This window comes from Legionella londiniensis (assembly GCF_001467825.1).
GTDB lineage: Bacteria > Pseudomonadota > Gammaproteobacteria > Legionellales > Legionellaceae > Legionella_A > Legionella_A londiniensis.
In genome coordinates this window covers 289964-308017 of sequence record NZ_LNYK01000033.1, presented here as the reverse complement: position 1 = coordinate 308017, position 18054 = coordinate 289964, and the positions used below count along the sequence as shown (strand labels likewise).

Genomic DNA, 18054 nt, shown 5'->3' with positions numbered 1-18054 from the left:
TGTCTTCTATCTTCTTAAGGAACTCGCCATCCCCAGGCGTGATGCGTATTCTACCTTTCTCTTTCCCTATGTCAAATACTTTTTGCATTATGTCCCAAAAAAAGTAATTTCACATGAAAAAATAATCCAGGCAAATACATCAGAAAAATGCCTGCGCTGACTCAGTCTCGTTTTTGCAGGCAATAATGATTATAGCATAACCATTCATTTTGTGTATAAATTCGTCTTTTTGCTGATTTCCAGATGATTTCGCCCGATTTTTTTAATCTGGTTTAATACGGTGATAGGTACAAAAGGTCATGGCGTATTGATTTTGTTCATCACTGGAATGGTATGTTTTTTCTACGCATTGCCAATGTTGAATGTTAAATGAAGGAAAAAACACATCAGCATCAAATTGATGGTGAATATGTGTCAGATATAGCCTGTCTGCCAAGGGCAAAGCCTCAGCAAACACCTTTTCTCCGCCGATAATCATGATCTCGGAAGCATACCCCCCAACCGCAAGCGCTTCTGATAAAGAGCTAACCACGCTCATCCCTTCAATTTGATGCATGGTTTTGCTGATGACTATATTGTGGCGTTCAGGCAGTGGTTTACCGATAGAAAAGAAGGTCTTGCGTCCCATAATAACAGGCTTGCCAAGCGTCAATAATTTAAAATGCCTGAGATCCGAGGGCAGGTGGCATAAGAGTTGATTATCCTTGCCCAAAGCAAAATTTTTATCTACTGCTGCTATTAAACTGATTATACTCATCGTTTTTTTGAAGATCGGTTTCGTGCCACATTGATTGCCATTTCTACTGCTGCAAGTAAACTTGATGCATCTGCCAAACCAGTTCCTGCAAGTTCCAATGCAGTTCCGTGATCAACCGATGTGCGGATAAATGGCAAGCCGAGCGTGATGTTAACTGCGCGTCCAAAGTCGGCATATTTGATTACGGGCAAGCCCTGATCATGATACATAGCTAAAAAAACATCATTGCTCTGCAGATTGCTGGCCGAAAACATGGTGTCAGCCGGCAGTGGCCCAAACAGGCTCAGCCCTTCTTGTCTCAAATTATTTAAAACCGGTGTAATGACCTCAATTTCCTCTTTCCCTAAATACCCCCCTTCCCCTGCGTGAGGGTTTAATCCGGCAACGCATATTTTGGGATGTTCGATACCAAAATCCTTTCGTAAGGCTTCATGTAAACAGTGAATAACATCCGTGAGAAGTGTCTTAGTTAGTTTCAAAGGCACCTCTTTTAGCGGCAAATGTGTCGTTGCCAGGGCTACTCTCAACTGGGTGGAGGCCAGCATCATAACCACAGTTTTAATACCGCAAGACGCAGCCAGGAATTCTGTATGCCCTGAAAAGGAATACCCTCCCTGATTGATAACTCCCTTATGCACAGGCGCCGTCACTAAAGCAGAAAATTCGCCTTGCAAACAACGCTCTGTGGCATAACCCAACATCTGCATCACATATTTTGCATTATCAGGGTTCAGTACGCCAGCTGATGCCTCAGCCAAACAAGGAAGGGGCAAAACAGTTAAAGATCCTCTGGCTCCTATGGATGTATTATTTTTCCGGTAATCGACGAGATTCAGAGAAATGCCCAGTTTCTTTGCCCGTTTCGCGAGTAATGATTTATCCCCCATTACCACGACCGGCCAACCAGTTGCGGCCAAAGCCAGGCATATATCAGGACCTATGCCAGCCGGCTCGCCGCTGGTAACCAGTACTGGCTTCATGCCAGATCCTTATCCAGCACTTTAACGTAGGCAGTGGCCCGGAGATGCTGCAACCAATTCTGTACAGATTCGGTGAATTTTCGCTGTTGCAGCAGCTGCTTTATCTTTTGACGCTGATATGCTTCAGAGTCATCAGTTTTTTTTCGCTCAAGAACTTCAATTAAATGCCAGCCAAAAACCGATTTTACGGGCTTGCTAACTGTATTCAGCGGCAAGGCATTCATTGCTTCTGCAAATTGGGGAACCAACTCTTCCGGTGTGACCCAACCTAAATCACCGCCTTTAACAGCACTTGCAGCATCAACAGAGTACTGTTTTGCCATTAACGCGAAATCCTTGCCGGATTTTAATTGTTGGTACAAGTTGTCAATATGTTTTTTGGCTTCAGCTGCCGTCATGCTCGCATCTTGCTTGACCAGAATATGACGAACATGGCTTTTCACAACTTCATGCTGGTGCTCATTGCCACCTTTTGCAACTAATTTAATTAACTGAAAACCATTTCCAGTTCGGATAGGGCCTGCCACCTCACCAATTTTCATTGAAATGACCTTGTCAGCGAAAACCTCGGGCATTTCCGCTAAATGACGCTCGCCAAGATCGCCCCCTTCAAGCGCATATTCACCACTGGATTCAGCAATTGCCAACCGCGTAAAATCTTCCCCGTTCCTAATCTTTCTTAAAAGAATCAGCGCCTTATTTTTAGCTTTTTTCAACTGCTCCGGCGTTGGTTCTTCGGGCAGGGGAATCACGATGTTTTGAAGATGATAGGTTTGTTGCTTGCGATCATTATTGCGCATGGTTTTTAAATAATCCTCTATCTGCTGGGCAGAAATGACGATCTCCTGCCCTACAGCCTTTTGCTGTACGCGGCTCATTAACATTTCTTTGCGGATATTTTCACGGAAATTAGGCCAAGTTAAGCCTTGTTTGCTGATTTCCTCGCGCAACTGTGTCACCGTTATGTGATTATTTTTTGCAATTTTAGCAATCGTCTCATCCAGCTCCGCGGCGTCGATTGTCATATTATTACTTTTTGCAAGTTGCAATTGTAATTCCACGTCAATTAAATGCTGCAAAACCTGCTTGCGAAAAACGTCCTCCGGCGGGAGAGGCGCGTTTCGAGCGGATAACTGTTGACGAATATTATGTACCTGGGTTTCAAGCTCAGTGGACGTGATGACATTATCATTCACAATCGCTACAACTTTATCTAAAGGTTGTACCTTATCGGCAAAAATCATAACAGGAAACAAGATAAACAAAATAAAAACTAGCTTTCGCATTCGGTATTCCTCTATTCAATCATCAAGGATTTTAAAAACAGCCATTCTGGCTCAGCAATTTAGGTGATTCTTAATCAAAATACAAGCAAGTTTGCTGAATTTCAAACAAGAACCTATTTCTATTAAAAGGGGGCATGCCTAATCAATATTGAAAAACATCCACATAATTCGGCAAATAAGTACGAATTATGGTTGAAGGATCGCTGTTAGCCGCTGAACCTAACCCTTTTAACAGCAGTTGCAAATAAACATTATTATTATACTGGGGTGCGAGAGTTTGAGGATCAATACTATTAAATGTTCGCCCTCCCAGCAAACGCAGGGCCCAGCAACAGTTGTCATACTGTATCCCAAAAAATGCCATCATATTATAATGCTTGCTGATGTTATAATTATAAACACCCAGGGTACTCCAGTGATCACTAAACGGCCAGGCATAGGCAAAGGTTGCCTGGTGTAAGGCATCACTATCGGTTTTACCATTTGCTACAAGGGTAATATCGCCGTTTTGAAGATAGGTATAGCCAAAACTGACAACCTTATCGTTTTCCGGTTGATAATGAAGATTCAAGTTGCCGTTATAGGTAGAGTGGGTGTCAACATCCCATACATAATCACTGTTAATCCTCAGCTTGGGATTAATATGATAAGAAAGCCTGGAAGCAATAGGAGAGTAACTTGCAGTTGGAGAAAGATTGCCAAGTACGCGCGGGCCGTCAATACAGCTTCCTTCCCTTCTGAAGCACAACTGTACGCGACGGTCGGCGAAATAACGAATTTGTCCGATGGTAAAACTTGCCTTTTCCCGCCCGCTCTCTTCTGAAAGCCAGCGCGTGGTCACGGCATAGGAAAGCTGATTTGCATCACCTATGCGATCATATCCGGAAAAGCGATTGGTACGGAACAATTGATCGCTGTTAAAAATCATATAGGCGGAATCATATACCGGAATAGGGGTTTGATCACGAAATGGCACATAGAGATAATAGAGCCTGGGTTCCAGGGTTTGTGTATAATGCTGGTTCATAAACGAGGTAGAACGGTCGAAAAATAATCCGCCATCTATGCTGTAACGCGGGATAGTGCGGTTGAAATGAGTATCAGAAAAGCTCGTTTGATATTGAACATTATAATAGTTTTCAACAATCTGGAATTCTGGAGTCAGGTAACCATAAGGTTTGGTAAAAGGAATAGACAAAATTGGATTTAGGTGATAACGGGGACCTTCTGGTGTGTTTTGTCTTTGCGAAGGCCAATTGAAATAATCAAACTGCCCTAAAATGCTAAAATGCGCATTCAAGGGCAGCTCATTGTAATTTCCCCGCGCCAGGAACTGAGGCAAGCGCTCATATACATCCGCTATGACAGATTGATTGACAGGATGCAGGGTTTGGTAACTTTTAACCATGGCTCTGTAATACCAATGCTCAGTATTGTAAGCAAGATCCGCCTGCCGCAATAACTGGTTCTGAGTCGCTATGGCAAGGTTTGTGCTAAAATCCTGCAGATAATAATCATCAGAAACCTGTTGGAAATTAATGCCCATGCGCAGATTTGGCATAAACCGGGTATGATCCCTGAACAATAAAGACCAGCGATCATTCGATAAGCCGCGAAGACTCGCAAACTGGGCTTGATTATCGTCAATAAACCTGGCGAATGCCCGGTCATTTGGCAGATAATGCGCATCGAGCAAACCGATAGAATGTCTGGTTAAGTAACGAAATTCTCCCCCCATCATCAATCCTCTGCGGGAATAATAATGGGGAATAAACGTTGCATCATAGTTTGGCGCGATATTCCAATAATACGGGAGTCCAAAATCAAAGCCGCCGACATTGGAATACCCATACAAAGGAAGCAAAAATCCAGATTTTCTGGTTTTCGAGGTGGGGAAACTCAGGTATGGAGAATAGAGTACCGGCCAGTCATGAATCCTGAGTACTGCATGTTTTGCAACGCCTTGCTCTTCAGCATAATCAAGATTGATATCTGCCGCCTGAATTTCCCAGGCATTATCGTTTGGCGCGCAGGTAGTATAGGTCGCCTGCTGCAAATTGTAATTTTTGTTGGCAAAGCGTTCGATTCTGGCAGCACGCCCATGGGCTGGCAATAGTGCGCTTGCACGCTCCGTTGCAAAACGGTATAAAACATCTTCCACAAAACCGGAGTGGTCTTGTGGATTAATGACTGCTTTTCGAGCCACCATCAGTCTTTCAGGCTCCATATAACGCACATTTCCCAACAACTCAATGCGATTGATTTTATTGGTTTTTTCGTCACGATAAAGATAGGCAGTCTGCGCTGTCACAATTCGTTCTGTCTGCTGGATTTCTACATTCCCCTTAAGCACGGAACGGCCTTTGATATAAAACGAAGTCTCATCCGCCGTGATTTTGATGACCTCTTCAGCAAGAGGTTCAATGTGCAAGGGGGTATAGGCTCCTTCACAGAGCGGATAGGAGGGGTCTTTTTTCCAGCCGAGGCATTGGGTGATTTTGCTGCGCAATTTCGGGGTTAACACAGGCTTGCTTGGAATGATGCAAGCTTCCACAACTTCAGGCCGGCTTTTCAGGTTGGGCGAAACTGCATGGCTATAAATACTGGCGCAGAGAGCAAGCAACAAACCACTCATTAACAGAATATGGTATACTGCACGGCTAGTTAACACAGCTAAGCTTAATGCGTGAATGGAAGCAATAAGCGGGGCATAAAATTTCAAGACATAACGTCTGAAAGGCATGTGTTGTCCGTTGATTCTTGTTTTCACCACATTCACTACCGCCTTAGAAGGCCAGGAAGTATAACATGCACACAAGGCAAAGAGCACTCAACAAATGGCTAAATGATATCTTAAATTCAACTTCTTTTTCTTTAACCCCTCTTGCCGGCGATGCAAGCTTCCGCCAGTATTTTCGCTTACACCATGGCGAGTGCCAGTATGTAGTGATGGATGCTCCTCCTGATAAGGAACCCATCTCGCCTTTTATCCATATTGCGGACATTCTTGCACAAGCCGGAATACATACTCCCCATATCTTTGCTTTAGATGAGGTACAGGGGTTTGTGCTGATGGAAGACCTGGGTGATTTATCCTTTCTGAAATCGCTAACCTCCCATAATTCCGATAAGCTTTATCGCCTGGCTCTTGCGACCCTGGTGAAAATTCAAGCCTGTCCAATACCGCATGATTTGCTTCGATTTAACCAACCAAGCATTCTGAAAGAACTTGCCTTGTTTAGCAACTGGTTTTTACAGCAGTATCTTGGTTTGGATTTAAATTCCAAAGAAATACGCCTTATCCAAAAAACAGTTCATTGGCTGGCTGAAGAAATTCAAACCCAACCGCAAGTATTTGTGCATCGCGATTATCATTCACGAAATATCATGGTTATGAGCGAACCAGCCAATCCTTTATTAGGCGTTATTGACTTTCAAGACGCAATATGCGGTCCTATCACCTATGATCTGGTATCCTTGTTGAAGGATTGTTACATTCAATTGCCTAAGCCGCAAGTTTCTGCTTTTGTTGAAGATTTTTATCAATGTATTTCAAGCCAACTTAAACTTAAATGGACATTGGCAGAATTCAGCCGGGCATTTGATTTGTGCGGCCTGCAAAGACATCTTAAAGTTCTTGGAATTTTTAGCCGCCTGCATATCAGAGATAATAAACCTGCCTATTTAAAGGATTTACCTTTAACTTTTCATTATGTGTTGGACTGTTTGCGGCGTTACCCTGAGCTTCGCGATTTTTATTTTTTTATGCAAAATAGGGTTCATGAGGCATTTATGGAGACCAATGCATGATGGAGACGGCAATGATCCTTGCTGCGGGGCGAGGCAGCCGCTTGCGTCCGCTCACGGATATGACTCCAAAACCGCTCTGCCCGCTTAATGGTATCCCGATTATTGAATATCACCTCACGAATTTAGTGAGCGCCGGATATAAAAAAGCCATCATCAATCACGCGCATTTGGGAGGAAAAATCAGACGTCATTTAGGCAGCGGCGCCCGCTTTGGCATTGAAATTGTTTACGCACCGGAACCGCCCGGGGGACTAGAAACAGGCGGGGGGATTCTCAACGCGCTTCCTTTATTGGGTAACAAGCCGTTTCTTACTATTAATGCTGATATCTACTGTGATTTTGATCTCTCTTTTTTTACTTTGCCGGACAAGAGCCTTGCCCATCTTTTATTGGTAGAGAAACCTGAATACAGCCAGTCAGGGGATTTTGGATTAATGCCTAACCGCCAACTGATCAATAGCAACAAGCAATACACCTTTGCAGGAATTGCAAGCTATCATCCAAAGCTTTTTCAGGATTGCCAAAGAAAGCGTTTTTCAGTGACACCCGCCATACGCGCATTGGCAGAAAAAAAACTGGCCACTGGTGAGTTGCACCGCGGCCTATGGTTTGATATTGGCTCTTTTGAACGACTCAATGCTGCTGAACAAAAATTAAGGCACAGCCTCTGAAACAGATAATAATGAATAATCAGCAAATATTATTCCGGAATTACACCCTTGCCTCAGGTCCTTTTTCAGCAACGACACGTTTTTCAGGATAGGCTTGCTCGCGAACATTCACTTGTATCGCCTCGTCTTTTTTGTGCAGATATTGCTCAAATCCCTTGTCTTTATGATGAAGTAAAGACTTCAATCGTTCAGGATCAGCTTTAACCGGCTCTCCTTTAGAGTCCAACTTGATATCTCCTTTTGCGGTTGCTTCATAAATAACGCCGTTGTTGCACAGCATGTCATTCTCAACAAGCCAGGCGTTAAATATTTTATCCATGGAAGAAAGCGTCTCGCCATCAACCGGCTGCCCATTATTAGAATACCCTCGGAGAAATTCAGACTGATTGCTTACCGCATAATCAAAATCGATATTATTAACAGCCACCTCTTTAATGGCTTCTTTGGCCAAATGCTCCTGGTAATTATGAAAGGCTGAAGGAATGTGAATGTCTCCTGACCAGGGATTGCTGTTCGATCCTTGCAGGGCAATATAATCAGCAAATTTCTTGACTTCGTTTAAAACAGGGCCGGATTTATCTTTTAGCCCGGCATCGATTAGCCTTTGCTCAAACTGGGTATGGAAGTATCTTGCCGAATCAGGTTTTGTCGCCACTTCCATACATTTATACAATGAATCGCTTGTAGGCAGACTATTGCTGCCAGCGGTACCCCGCTTAACTAACGGCAAACGCATGTCGATGACCTCAATAATAAGCTGTTAAGAATATGAATGTTAAAATTATAGCAAATATTTTATGTTGCCTTAGCTTGGGCAAAGACAAATTTTGTAAAAATAATGCAAAATGCCTTTGGCTTCTATGGCCGTTGCCAAAAGGCAGCTGTTCAATCAAAAGGCGTTTTTAACTTATCGGTCAAGGATGAAAATGTTTTTTCCTTCATATCATCAAACGCAAACTCATCCACTTGAATAGCATCCCATCTGAGCTTTTCTACTTCAATGAGGGCATCCATTTCTGACTGGGTGAGTTTGCCCTCCTTAACTTTTTCCTTAAGTTTTTCCTGTAATTGACCAAATTTATAACGTTTCAAATCGCTTATCTTCTCATAAAGGTGTTCATTTTCAATAATGGCTTGTAGCGCCAGCTCCATTTTGTCCACAGGCTGCCCTTGCTCGCCGCTTAGATATATAGCCTTGGCAAGAAAATCACGATATTCATTGTTGCGCGCCATCATGCGTGCCAGCTTGTGATCCAGGTTATCGCTTGGGAGGCGCATGCTTTGACCAAAGGGGAAGACCAGAAATCTGATAAAAAAACCGAGAGTGCGGGCAGGGAAATTATGGCATAACGCAATCATGGCCTTCTCCGCATGATAAAAACAATAGGTTGCAGCCCATCTGGCATGCAGTTCATTATCCTGAGACTTTTGGTGCTGATAGAAACGCAAGGCAGCCATGGCCATGTATAGGTATGACATGCCGTCGGCCAATCGGGCAGAAAGCCGTTCTTTACGCTTTAAATTACCGCCAAGATACATTAACGTCAAATCAGCAAGCCATGCAAAGGCATAACTTAAGCGAGCCAGTTTCTTATATTCTTTTTTTAAGGCATTGTTTGGAACAGAGATGAAAACCCCGCCAGTCCAGGCCGAACACACCGCTTTTGCAAAATTATGTAAAAAATACTGAATATGTTTCCAGAAAATTTCTTTAAATCCCTCCTTGTTGCCGTGAGCAAGCGCATAAAATTCATCGCGGATATAAGGATGGCATGCCATGGAGCCTTGCCCAAAAATCAAGAGATTGCGGGACATGATATTTGCGCCTTCCACGGTAACCGACATGGGAATTCCCTGATAGAAATTGTTCATATAGTTGCGAGGGCCAACGACAACTGCGCGGCCTGCATGAATATCCATGGCATCATTGATAACAATTCGCGCAAGCTCGGTATTAAAGTATTTGGTCAAGGCAGACGCAACGGAAGGCTTTTTGTGTTGATTCACTGCCTCCGCAGTCAGCAAGCGGGTGGCGTTGACAAGATAAGTAAGACCTGCAATTTCAGCAAGCTTTTCCTCAATGCCCTCAAATTCTGCAATTTCCACATTAAATTGGCGGCGGATGCGAGAAAATGCGCCGCTCGTCAAGTAGGATACTGAAGATGAGGCAGCGCTCAGAGCGGGTAATGAAATCGAGCGGCCAATGGATAAACACTCTACAAGCATCTGCCATCCGCACCCAGCCTGTGACTGGCCGCCAATGATACTGGTGACGGGTACAAAAATATTTTCCCCGCGGATGGTGCCGTTCATGAAGGGATGATCAGCCGGCAAGTGACGGTTGCCGATTTCAAGATTTTGGGTATCCCGAGAAATCAATAGGCAGGTTATGCCTTCCTTCCCGTTTCCTTTCAGCAAGCCGTCAGGATCTCTTAAATTCACTGCAAGCCCAATCAAGGTGGCGACCGGCGCCAGCGTAATCCACCGCTTATTTAAGGTAATATTAAGTCCGAGGACGGTTTTGCCGTCAACTTTTTTTTCTACCACAACGGCTTCAGACTTAATCGATGTAGCATCACTGCCCGCGCCAGGCTCAGTCAGCGCAAAACATGGTATTTCTATTCCCTTGGCAAGGCGCGGTAAATAATGCTTTTTCTGCTCCTCTGTCCCATAATGCTGGAGGAGTTCTCCTGGCCCCAACGAGTTAGGAACCATCACAGTGACTGCAGCAACCCCGGATCGGCTGGCGATTTTCATGACTACATCCGAGTGCGCGCGTGCAGAAAAGCCTTTGCCGCCGTACTCCTTGGCAATGACCAAGCCAAAAAAACCCTTCTCTTTAATATAGCGCCAAACTTTCTCAGGAAGATCGCATGATTGAATAATCTCCCACTCATCTAACATATCACAAAGAGTCTGCGTTTCATTTTCCAGAAAGGATTGCTCTTCCTCACTAAGCTTTTGTTCATTTTCAGCCAATTTTTCCCAGTGAGGCCTTCCTGTAAAAATGTCTTTTTCAAGCCAGGTGTCCCCGGCATTTAATGCCTCCTCTTCTGTTTTAGAGAGCTTTGGTATTGCTTTGCCCGCGTGTTTAAACAGGTAATTACCTATTTCATCCCGAATGAAATCGATATGAAGAACCGCAATGATCGATGCTATGACAAGCCAAAGCACAATACCTGCCACCCAGGGTAAACCAATCAAAAAAGTGGCGGTCAAGAGGTAAATGACGCTGCCGGCTTCCCAGATACGGGGACTCCAGGCGTGATAGAGCACAAGAAGGGTAAAAATGAGATACACCAAAAATAAACCAATGGCCATTTTGCTTTTCCTTTCCCTGGTTAAATCAACAGGATTTACATAAGAGTTACATATTAAATCAATATTTTAACTTCGTACACAGGAACGCATCTGATTATAGGCAGGCAAAAAAATTGCATCTCACCGCAGCTTAATCAATAATGATTTAGCGCACTACAATCCTTTCACCGACAATGAACAAACGCCTGGTGTGGAATTTTGAAATTCATTCAAGTCCTGAGCTCAGGCTGCCTAGGCAACCTGAATTAACGGATGAAATGAAATGGGAAATCCGTTTTTTTTGGCCTGCCGATGCCATTATTGAATTGCGGGGACTGGATGACAGTTTTCTTGATTTGTCGCAATACACCATAAGACAGCGCAGAGATTGCTATTATCTGCTGCCAGACAGTGAATTCAATATCAAAATGCGCCGTGATCAGCTGCTTTATAAACCTTTATTAAAAAAAGCCAATAATGCCCGGGCCTTCGGCAAAAAGATAAATCTCCTGGAACAGGATAAAAAAACGTTTCTTCCCGGGATGAAGCAACATCAGGTCGATAACTTGTTAAATCTTTTAAACGATTGCGGGCAACAAATTGAGGTCAATAAAGTCGCGCTCTTACATAAATTGAATACGATCCCTAAAACCTCAATAGAACTTGCCAGGCTGCAAATCAAAAAACAAGTGTTTTTTACAGCTTGCATTGAAGGAAAAGCGCTGACGCTTGTGGAATCATTAAGCAAACACTTGCTCGGCAATGAGCTTTCCTGCGACTATATTACTTTTCTTAAAAAACTGGCTATACATGATTAAAACCTTATTTGCCCTGGCCACAAGTTTTGGAAAAATTGGATTCATAGCCCTGGGCGGCGGCAATTCCATGTTAAAACTCATTGAGTATGAAGTTGTCGCCTACCGCCACTGGGTTGGCCAGGAAGAATTCCTGGCCATGATAGGCAGTTCTTTTTTATTTCCAGGATTAACAGCAGTCAAACTGTCGGCGCTCGTTGGCTATAAGGCAGCGGGCATCACAGGCCTCATATTGGCTGTTGCCTGCCTTAACTTGCCCGGACTTATTTTAGCAGTCTTGGGTTATCAATGGTTAACAAGTCATACGGGCCCATTCAGCAAAAAAATCATGGTTTCCGTACAATATGGCGCACTGGCTTTGCTTGCAGCCGCTGCCTATTCGCTGGGGCAGGGAATATTGGCTGCCTATTATTCCTATATATTGATTTTAATGACGATTTTATTCTTTCTTGCCCTGGTTTTCTTGCAATTATCCCCTTTTTGGGGATTCATTGCTTTTATTGGCATTTGTTTTTTTCTTGTTCGTTAATGCTTATCACTCTCTTGCCACATATCCTTTTTTCATCATAAACCGGCAGGCGGCTCTGCTCTGTTGACTGCCGTTTAACACTGTCCCTGTCTTTACAAAATCTTCGATTTAAGCTTTTCTATAGTTAAAGAGCAATCAAGACCGGAGGCTTAATTGGCCGCGTCATTGGATCATCCACAATACTATATTAACCGCGAACTAACAGCGCTTGCCTTTAACGAGCGAGTTTTAGCGCTCGCCCGCGATGAGCGCATCCCGCTGCTTGAAAGGATGCGTTTTCTTTGTATATGCAGCGGGAATTTGGATGAATTTTTTGAAATCCGGGTTGCAGGACTCAAGGATAAAATTGCAATTTCCTCATTCAATTTAAGCATTGACGGATTAATGGCTGATGAGTTGTTGCATGAGTTGAGCAAAAGAACGCATCAGCTCATTGATGAGCTCTATGGTATTTTCAACAAGCAACTGCTGCCTGCAATGAAAAAGGAAAACATCCATTTTTATCAAAAAAAAGACTGGACAGAAGACATCCAGTTGTGGGCAAAGCATTATTTTAAAAACGAAATTTTACCTATCGTCAGCCCTATTGCTTTGGATCTCGCCCATCCTTTTCCCCGTTTATTCAATAAGAGCTTGAATTTTATTGTTTCTTTAAGCGGCAAGGATGCTTTTGACCGAAACATTAATTATGCTGTCATCCATGCGCCTCGTTCTTTGCCGCGCTTGATACACTTGCCTTCAGAGCTATACCAGGATGGCAGTCATTTTGTCTATCTTGCCTCCATTATTGAAACGCATATTCATTCTTTTTTTCCAGGCATGGATATCAATGGCTGTTATGCATTTCGTTTGACAAGAAACAGCGACTTGGCATTGCGTGATGAAGAAGCTGAAGACCTTGCTGCCGCAGTCAAGCGCGAGCTATTTTCCCGTCACTACGGCCATGTGGTGCGGCTTGAGATAGACAAGCAATGCCCGGAGCACATCACAGATTTTCTGCTGCAGAAATATCATTTGCGCCATGAGGATGTGTATTACTGCGATGGGCCAGTTAATATCCAGCGCTATTTAAAAGCCATCAACAGCATACCAAGACCTGATTTAAATTACCCGGTTTTTCAGCCGCAATATCCCATTCCGAAAAATTACCAGCAAAATCTGTTCAATGTCCTTGATGAACAGGATATTCTGCTGCATCATCCTTTTCAAAGCTTTGACATCGTCATTGATTTTGTTCGTCTTGCAGCAGCTGACCCCAATGTATTTGCCATCAAGCAAACGCTTTACCGCACCCGATATGACTCCGTCATGGTGCAAGCCTTGGTAGAGGCAGCCCGCTCTGGCAAGGAAGTCACCGCCGTCATTGAGTTAAGAGCCCGTTTTGATGAAGAATCCAATTTACGGCTTGCCAACCGTCTGCATGAAGCAGGCGTCCTCGTGCTTTATGGCGTTGTTGGATTTAAAACGCATGCCAAAATGACCCTGGTTGTGCGGCGCGTGCATGGCAAATTAAAGCGTTATGTCCATTTAGGCACCGGCAATTATCATGAAGAAACCGCAAAGCGCTATACTGATTTAGGCTTACTGACTGCCCACCCTGCCATCACCTCTGATATCCAGATTATTTTTCAGCAATTAACAGGCCTTGGCCGTACAGTGCGGCTCAAAGAATTATGCCATTCCCCCTTTACCCTGCAAAAAAACCTGCTGCACTATATCGAATGTGCGAGAGCGGCCGCAAAAAAAGGGAAAAACTCAGAAATTATAATTAAAATAAATGGGTTGACTGACAAGGCCATGATTCAGGCCTTGTATAAAGCATCCCAGGCCGGGGTTAAAATTCATCTTATTGTTCGCAGCGTTTGCTGCCTGCGTCCGGGCATAAAAGGCATTTCCGATAACATACGGGTTATTTCCATTGTTGGCCGATTTCTTGAGCACCACCGAGTTTATTATTTTCAAATTGCGGATGCCGAACATTATTTTTGCGCCAGCGCCGATCTGATGGAAAGAAATTTATACAAGCGCATTGAAATCATGTTTCCTATTCTTGATGAGCATTGCCGTAAGCGCGTCAAACAGGAAATTCTCAAAAATTATCTGAAAGATAATCAAGATGCCTGGGAGATGCAAAGCGATGGAACTTATAAACCTCTCCGTGACGGCAACTACAGCGCGCAAGAAAAATTGCTGGAACTTTTCAGTGAAACAGCCGGCAATTAGGTGGGCGTGTCCTCACAGGATGAGCGTCTTATGCCCCACCCCAGCTTCTTCCCGGACCAGGCGCGGCACAAGATAGCCAGGCAATTGGCTTTGCAACACTTGATAGAGCTTTTTTGCCTCTTGAAGCGGAACATCAAAATGATGAGCGCCCTGAACTTTATCCAACAAATGCAAATAATAAGGCAATATTCCGCACGCAAATAAGCGCCTGCTTAATTGCACGAGTATGTCCGCGTTATTATTCACCCCGGCCAACAGCACAGATTGATTTAAAAGCAGCATATCGGCTTCGCGTAGGCGCCGGCTTGCGGCAAATACCCGATCATCCAGCTCGCGAGGATGATTAGAATGCAATACCATGACCTTCTGTAAGGAAAAATCCTCAAACAACCTCAGAAAAGAGTCATCAATACGCTCTGGCAATACGACAGGGATGCGGCTGTGAATGCGCAAAGTCTTAACATGGGAAATGGCAGACAGTTGGCTAATCAAAGGGGCAAGATGCGCATCTTTCGCCAATAAGGGATCCCCTCCGCTTAAAATAACTTCGCTTATGGTGTTATCATGCGCAATATACTGCAGCACCGGATCCCAGCCATGCCTGCCGGGATTGTTGTTCTCATAAGGGAAATGCCTGCGAAAACAATAGCGGCAATTAATGGCGCAAGCTCCTGCCAGCGTTAGTAACACGCGGCCTGAATATTTATGAATTAATCCCGGCAGCGGATTAGCCTTGGCTTCCTGTAATGGATCAGTCGCATAGCCGGCATCAAGAGTGAGCTCTTTAGCCTGTGGCAACACCTGCAATAATAGGGGATCAAGGGGGTTGCCCGGTTCCATCAACGCTGCAAAGCCTTGAGGAACCCTGGTTTTAAATTGCTTTTGTGCGTCGTCGCTTGCTAAAGTATGAGGCAGCTGCAAAAAATCCAGTAATTCATGCGCACTGGCAAATCCTTCAGCAAGGATTTTTTGCCAATCTGGTTTAGAATCTCGCATTCATGTTATAGTGTTGGTAAACTGTGCGAACTTTAACGAATTTGTAAAAAAAACTCAATCATGGAGCACGAATGGCACTCTACAGTACAAATGAATTTAAAAATGGCTTAAAAGTCATGGTAGACAACGCCCCCTGTACAATTGTTGACTGTGAATTTGTCAAGCCAGGTAAAGGACAGGCATTTACCCGGGTCAAATTGCGCAACCTAAAAACTGGCCGGGTTGTTGAACGCACCTATAAGTCAGGAGAATCCCTGCCTTCTGCTGATGTTGTCGATGTTGAAATGCAATATTTATACAATGATGGAGAATATTGGCATTTTATGGTGCCTGAAACATTTGAACAGTACGCGGCAGGTTCCGAAGCTGTAGAAGACAGTGCCAAATGGTTAAAAGAACAGGATATGTGCACGGTGACCCTGTGGAACAATGAACCCTTGCAAGTCGCCCCGCCCAATTTTGTTATTCTCGAAGTCACAGAAACAGATCCCGGTTTAAAAGGAGACACTTCAGGCGGCGGCGGTAAACCTGCAACGCTTGAAACAGGTGCCGTGGTACGCGTTCCTTTATTTGTCCAAATCGGCGAACTGATTAAAGTGGACACCCGTAAAGGCGAATATGTCTCAAGAGCCAAAGAATGACTTGTATGGGTTTGAGCCAATTAAGCCCGCAGATGCGGGCTTAATTTTTTCTGCGCCCCGGCTAAGTCACCGTTTTAAACCAAAATAAGCTTTGACTCATACCAGACTAAGCATGCAGCCTGGCAGGCGATTACCAATAATACCAGGCACGGGGTCCATAATAAGTGCGTGTGCTGTAATAACGGAAATAACGGTATCTTGGCCAATAACGGTAACCGGTATAATAACGGGTTCCCCAATAATATGAAGGGTAACCAAATCCGACATAGGTGGTTGTAGCGGGTGTGTACGTGGTTGTCGTTACCGTACAGCTGCTTAGAAAGATTGATGCAGCAATAATAAATAAGGCTGGAACTAACTTTTTCATATCGGCTTCCTTGCTTTATTGATGTATTATAATTATACATCAAGTTTTATTAATCAACAAAATTCCTGTCAAGCGCACTTCAACATCTTAATCTGCGCCTTCAGCTGATCAAAACCTGCCTCAACATTGATATATGCCCTATTTGCTAAATAAACAGACAAAGAGCCATCATCCTCAGGCTGCGGTGATTGCAGAATTTCATTAAAATTGAGCTTTTTTAGCCGATTGAAATCTTGCTTTCGGGTAACAAGATAAAAATTCCGGTAATGGGCTTTATCATGAAAATGAATGGATTCAGCTTCACCTGCGTAGCTGTGTCCCGGCAGATAGTCTTTTAGCGAATAAGAGCGATTATTATGCACCGCTATAATTTTGCCCGGGGGCAATAATGAAATAATTTTATTCGCCAAACGTTTGACAACTTGATGTGCTTCCCTTGAATAAGGACCAAATTGGGTTAAGGTATTTTTTATTCCTTGATCGGTGAAAATTCGATTGGGATCAAATTCATAACGCTTCCCATGTAAATGAAAAGAAATATTTCTTCCTCCTGTATGGCGAAGGGTGATTAAACTGCCGCCTTTTTCTTGAACAACCATTTTAGCAGCTTCAAAAGCCGTAGTTTCATTCTGATGAACATGGATAAAGGCTTTTCCAGGGCCATTCTGAATCTGTTGAATGATAACGGTTTCATTACCAAGCTTAACCTTATAATGAGCCGCATAAACTGATGAACCAAGGAAAATGAAGACAAAGGCGATAAAGCGCATGACAACCAAAAGGATAGTTTTTTGACCATCCTATCCAAATTAGCTAAAAAATGCAAATTTTTTACGCATACAGGAAAGAGCCACCAGGGGGCAAAGCAAGGCAGGCAATGATCCCCTGTTCTCTGAGCCGCATCGCTTCTCAACAATGTGACTTATGTTCTGCTTCAGGCTTCCTGAATTTTCAGGCTTGCACACCACAGAACAACGCAATCACCCATACTTCAGTGTATTTTGGTTCAGTCAGGGTAAATCATTACCTCTATGTTTAATGTTAGACCAGTTTTAGCTTGATTAACAAGTCCCTGGCCTTTGCCCCTGGATTTCCATAAGAAGTTGTAAGCCTTGCCTAGTCTCTGAAGTTATTAAACTGTAATGGCAGTTCGATATCCGATTTTTTTAATAAGGCTATAACAGCCTGCAAATCATCACGGTTTTTGCCGCTCACACGAATTTTATCACCCTGGATTGCTGCTTGTGCTTTGATTTTGCTGTCTTTGATTATTTTTACAATTTTCTTGGCAGTAGGTTGATCAATACCTTGTTTAAATATCATCGTGAGGGAAAAAGTTTTACCGCTGTGCTGAGGCTCATCGTCGATTTCTGCTCCTGCCGTATCAACTCCACGTTTGGCACAATGATTACGGAACATTTCTTCCAGCTGACGAACCTGAAATTCAGACTCGGATTTAAGGGTAACTGCCAGCTCATCAAGTGTGATATCTGCCTCAACGCCGCGAAAGTCAAAGCGGGTGCTTACTTCTCTTTTGGTATTTTCAACTGCGTGGCGCAATTCTGTTTCATTAATCTCTGACACGATATCAAACGAAGGCATAAGGCTCCTTATCAAAAATCACGATACGTTTATAACCAGCAAAAAAGCACATGAAACCCATGTGCTTTTAAAATCTT

Annotated in this window: 16 protein-coding genes; 6 read left to right on the top strand and 10 right to left on the bottom strand. The window is 43.7% G+C overall.

From position 1 onward, the window contains the following. Window positions 1-262 precede the first annotated feature (262 nt). The 4 genes from Llon_RS10865 to Llon_RS10850 form a co-directional block, all read right to left on the bottom strand. A complete protein-coding gene (locus Llon_RS10865) occupies window positions 263-757 on the bottom strand; it encodes a dihydrofolate reductase (protein ID WP_058530065.1) in 495 nt (164 codons plus the stop codon). Then, window positions 754-1737: a 4-hydroxythreonine-4-phosphate dehydrogenase PdxA gene (gene pdxA / locus Llon_RS10860; protein WP_058530064.1), complete on the bottom strand. Its 984-nt coding sequence runs from the start codon at window positions 1735-1737 to the stop codon at window positions 754-756. Before pdxA ends, Llon_RS10865 begins: the two co-directional genes overlap by 4 nt. Next, window positions 1734-3023: a peptidylprolyl isomerase gene (locus tag Llon_RS10855; protein WP_058530063.1), complete on the bottom strand. Its 1290-nt coding sequence runs from the start codon at window positions 3021-3023 to the stop codon at window positions 1734-1736. Before Llon_RS10855 ends, pdxA begins: the two co-directional genes overlap by 4 nt. Window positions 3024-3165: 142 nt before the next feature. Continuing rightward, window positions 3166-5766, bottom strand: coding sequence for an LPS-assembly protein LptD (locus Llon_RS10850; RefSeq protein WP_237758317.1), 2601 nt, complete (start codon window positions 5764-5766; stop codon window positions 3166-3168). A gap of 65 nt (window positions 5767-5831) precedes the next feature. Between Llon_RS10850 and Llon_RS10845 the strand changes: the two genes are divergently transcribed. Both Llon_RS10845 and murU read left to right on the top strand, forming a co-directional pair. Further along, window positions 5832-6833 carry an aminoglycoside phosphotransferase family protein gene (locus tag Llon_RS10845; RefSeq protein ID WP_058530062.1) on the top strand — a complete coding sequence of 334 codons (1002 nt, stop codon included), beginning with the start codon at window positions 5832-5834 and terminating at the stop codon, window positions 6831-6833. Next, a complete protein-coding gene (gene murU / locus Llon_RS10840) occupies window positions 6833-7504 on the top strand; it encodes an N-acetylmuramate alpha-1-phosphate uridylyltransferase MurU (protein WP_058530094.1) in 672 nt (223 codons plus the stop codon). The genes Llon_RS10845 and murU overlap by 1 nt, the downstream gene beginning before the upstream one ends. Window positions 7505-7544: 40 nt before the next feature. On the opposite strand, the gene Llon_RS10835 is transcribed toward murU, so the two are convergent. Continuing rightward, window positions 7545-8240: a hypothetical protein gene (locus tag Llon_RS10835; RefSeq protein ID WP_058530061.1), complete on the bottom strand. Its 696-nt coding sequence runs from the start codon at window positions 8238-8240 to the stop codon at window positions 7545-7547. Between the two features lie 149 nt (window positions 8241-8389). Further along, window positions 8390-10825 (bottom strand): acyl-CoA dehydrogenase, encoded by a 2436-nt coding sequence (locus tag Llon_RS10830; protein WP_058530060.1) that lies wholly within the window; start codon window positions 10823-10825, stop codon window positions 8390-8392. A gap of 257 nt (window positions 10826-11082) precedes the next feature. On the opposite strand from Llon_RS10830, the gene Llon_RS10825 reads away from it, so the two are divergent. From Llon_RS10825 to ppk1, 3 genes are all read left to right on the top strand, one after another. Next, window positions 11083-11622 (top strand): hypothetical protein, encoded by a 540-nt coding sequence (locus Llon_RS10825; protein WP_131754661.1) that lies wholly within the window; start codon window positions 11083-11085, stop codon window positions 11620-11622. Beyond that, a complete protein-coding gene (locus tag Llon_RS10820) occupies window positions 11615-12148 on the top strand; it encodes a chromate transporter (protein WP_058530058.1) in 534 nt (177 codons plus the stop codon). Before Llon_RS10825 ends, Llon_RS10820 begins: the two co-directional genes overlap by 8 nt. A gap of 153 nt (window positions 12149-12301) precedes the next feature. Beyond that, window positions 12302-14371, top strand: coding sequence for a polyphosphate kinase 1 (ppk1, locus tag Llon_RS10815; RefSeq protein WP_058530057.1), 2070 nt, complete (start codon window positions 12302-12304; stop codon window positions 14369-14371). 12 nt (window positions 14372-14383) lie between these two features. Here ppk1 and epmB read toward each other — a convergent pair whose 3' ends face one another. Beyond that, a complete protein-coding gene (epmB, locus tag Llon_RS10810; protein WP_058530056.1) occupies window positions 14384-15367 on the bottom strand; it encodes an EF-P beta-lysylation protein EpmB in 984 nt (327 codons plus the stop codon). 71 nt (window positions 15368-15438) lie between these two features. Here epmB and efp point away from each other — a divergent pair, with 71 nt between their 5' ends. Then, complete coding sequence (efp, locus tag Llon_RS10805) at window positions 15439-16008, top strand: elongation factor P (protein ID WP_058530055.1); 570 nt, start codon at window positions 15439-15441, stop codon at window positions 16006-16008. A gap of 130 nt (window positions 16009-16138) precedes the next feature. Here efp and Llon_RS11510 read toward each other — a convergent pair whose 3' ends face one another. From Llon_RS11510 to Llon_RS10795, 3 genes are all read right to left on the bottom strand, one after another. Then, on the bottom strand, window positions 16139-16375 hold the full coding sequence (locus tag Llon_RS11510) for a hypothetical protein (protein WP_131754662.1): 237 nt from the start codon (window positions 16373-16375) through the stop codon (window positions 16139-16141). A 68-nt stretch (window positions 16376-16443) separates the two neighbouring features. Continuing rightward, entirely contained in the window at window positions 16444-17145 is a 702-nt protein-coding gene (locus Llon_RS10800) for a hypothetical protein (protein WP_058530054.1), read from the bottom strand. 346 nt (window positions 17146-17491) lie between these two features. Further along, window positions 17492-17977, bottom strand: coding sequence for a YajQ family cyclic di-GMP-binding protein (locus tag Llon_RS10795; protein WP_058530053.1), 486 nt, complete (start codon window positions 17975-17977; stop codon window positions 17492-17494). Between the last annotated feature and the right edge of the window lie 77 nt (window positions 17978-18054).

Coding starts and splice junctions, on each gene's coding strand:
- Llon_RS10865 (WP_058530065.1), bottom strand. CDS start 757: ATGAGTATAATCAGTTTAATAGCAGCAGTAGATAAAAATTTTGCTTTG.
- pdxA (WP_058530064.1), bottom strand. CDS start 1,737: ATGAAGCCAGTACTGGTTACCAGCGGCGAGCCGGCTGGCATAGGTCCT.
- Llon_RS10855 (WP_058530063.1), bottom strand. CDS start 3,023: ATGCGAAAGCTAGTTTTTATTTTGTTTATCTTGTTTCCTGTTATGATT.
- Llon_RS10850 (WP_237758317.1), bottom strand. CDS start 5,766: ATGCCTTTCAGACGTTATGTCTTGAAATTTTATGCCCCGCTTATTGCT.
- Llon_RS10845 (WP_058530062.1), top strand. CDS start 5,832: ATGCACACAAGGCAAAGAGCACTCAACAAATGGCTAAATGATATCTTA.
- murU (WP_058530094.1), top strand. CDS start 6,833: ATGGAGACGGCAATGATCCTTGCTGCGGGGCGAGGCAGCCGCTTGCGT.
- Llon_RS10835 (WP_058530061.1), bottom strand. CDS start 8,240: ATGCGTTTGCCGTTAGTTAAGCGGGGTACCGCTGGCAGCAATAGTCTG.
- Llon_RS10830 (WP_058530060.1), bottom strand. CDS start 10,825: ATGGCCATTGGTTTATTTTTGGTGTATCTCATTTTTACCCTTCTTGTG.
- Llon_RS10825 (WP_131754661.1), top strand. CDS start 11,083: ATGAAATGGGAAATCCGTTTTTTTTGGCCTGCCGATGCCATTATTGAA.
- Llon_RS10820 (WP_058530058.1), top strand. CDS start 11,615: ATGATTAAAACCTTATTTGCCCTGGCCACAAGTTTTGGAAAAATTGGA.
- epmB (WP_058530056.1), bottom strand. CDS start 15,367: ATGCGAGATTCTAAACCAGATTGGCAAAAAATCCTTGCTGAAGGATTT.
- efp (WP_058530055.1), top strand. CDS start 15,439: ATGGCACTCTACAGTACAAATGAATTTAAAAATGGCTTAAAAGTCATG.
- Llon_RS11510 (WP_131754662.1), bottom strand. CDS start 16,375: ATGAAAAAGTTAGTTCCAGCCTTATTTATTATTGCTGCATCAATCTTT.
- Llon_RS10800 (WP_058530054.1), bottom strand. CDS start 17,145: ATGCGCTTTATCGCCTTTGTCTTCATTTTCCTTGGTTCATCAGTTTAT.
- Llon_RS10795 (WP_058530053.1), bottom strand. CDS start 17,977: ATGCCTTCGTTTGATATCGTGTCAGAGATTAATGAAACAGAATTGCGC.